At 32.8% G+C, this 1,305-nt stretch carries 3 protein-coding genes; all 3 read right to left on the reverse strand.

The annotated features are described in order from the left end of the window. Positions 1-40: 40 nt before the first annotated feature. The 3 genes from HMPREF9075_RS09845 to HMPREF9075_RS09855 all read right to left on the reverse strand — a co-directional run bounded on the left by HMPREF9075_RS09845 (position 41) and on the right by HMPREF9075_RS09855 (position 1,162). Positions 41-586: a DUF4303 domain-containing protein gene (locus HMPREF9075_RS09845; protein WP_009416431.1), complete on the reverse strand. Its 546-nt coding sequence runs from the start codon at positions 584-586 to the stop codon at positions 41-43. Between the two features lie 166 nt (positions 587-752). Further along, a complete protein-coding gene (locus HMPREF9075_RS09850; protein ID WP_009416432.1) occupies positions 753-998 on the reverse strand; it encodes a hypothetical protein in 246 nt (81 codons plus the stop codon). Beyond that, on the reverse strand, positions 986-1,162 hold the full coding sequence (locus tag HMPREF9075_RS09855; RefSeq protein ID WP_009416433.1) for a type II toxin-antitoxin system HicA family toxin: 177 nt from the start codon (positions 1,160-1,162) through the stop codon (positions 986-988). Before HMPREF9075_RS09855 ends, HMPREF9075_RS09850 begins: the two co-directional genes overlap by 13 nt. Between the last annotated feature and the right edge of the window lie 143 nt (positions 1,163-1,305).

The following is a 1,305-nucleotide window of genomic DNA, read 5'->3' on the forward strand; positions in this document are numbered from 1 at the left end:
TTGTGCTTTTAACAACACATCTGAAACATTACCACCTTATCTACTCGTCCACTTTAGGATTATCTTTTAACCACTCTTGTATATTCTTTGCGTCATTGAGTAAAAGTGCTCTATCCACATCAGAATTATCATTAGGAATACACTCAACATTGATATAGATTTGTTCTCGTGGCTGATTGATAGAGAATATACCTTCTTTGTCTAATTTTTGCATAGCTTGTACCATTGCTAACAATCTCAACTGAAACTCTTGTTCCAACTGATCATCATCTTCCATATCAAGGATATTAGGATAAGTATCTAACAATGTTTGAACAGGCTTGAAATATTCTTCACCAAAAGCATAATAAGGAGAATCTGCAAAGTTCCATTTATATAACCAAATTTCTTCTTTTGGATGTTTAGGTATCTCTCTTTCTAATGCTTCAAAAGACCAAGCTGATAAAATTGGAGCATAACCCTCTGCAGGAGCAAGTAATACACAATAGTAATAATGCTCCTTATTTTTAAACAATTCTAAGAATGCTTCTTTAGCACACTTGTAGATAAGATTAGTTAATTCTTCTGTTCGTATATCTATTTTCATATTTAATGAGAATTAAAAAAATCATTTCCTATACTTCTAAGCCCCCGCTGGCGCAAGCTTGCAGCTTGTGCCCAATTCGAATTCAAAATTCATAATCCCCCTCGCACTATTTAGAGCGTATTATAGGTTTTAAAAACGCTTTCTGATACATTACCCATCATAAAAACTAAGTATACAATTTGTCTACCAGTTCCTCTGCCAATTTTCCTGATTCTGTCAGTTCATAATCTTTATCAAAGCCATATATATCAAGATAATCTAATGCTAAATCTCTTATTTTATCCATATCATCTTCAGATAACTCAATAATGACTATATGATTATCCTTATAGAAAACGTTACTGATTATAGATTGTTTTATTAAACCTTGTAAAAAATAATATTCTTTTATCGTTAATTTCACTCTTTGCATAATCTTTTTACTTTTTTCTCAAGCCCTTTCCCTACCTCTTTGCTTCCGTGATAAGGAACAGGATATGTTTTATCATTTTTCTGATAGATATAATGGCTACCAGCTACTCGTATCAGTATCCAACCATTTTCAATGATAAGCCGGTGTAACTCACTTGACTTCATATATTTTTACACAATCCCCTGCTATTACAATCTAAATCATAAAAAACTCTACTCACCACCCATCACCCACCAATACAAAAAAAGCCTCTTTGCTTGGAAGAGGCTTGTATAGTTCGCTTTTTAAGTGCCTGTTTTACTGCTTG

It is taken from the genome of Capnocytophaga sp. oral taxon 332 str. F0381, assembly GCF_000318275.2.
In the GTDB taxonomy this organism is placed as follows: Bacteria; Bacteroidota; Bacteroidia; order Flavobacteriales; family Flavobacteriaceae; genus Capnocytophaga; species Capnocytophaga bilenii.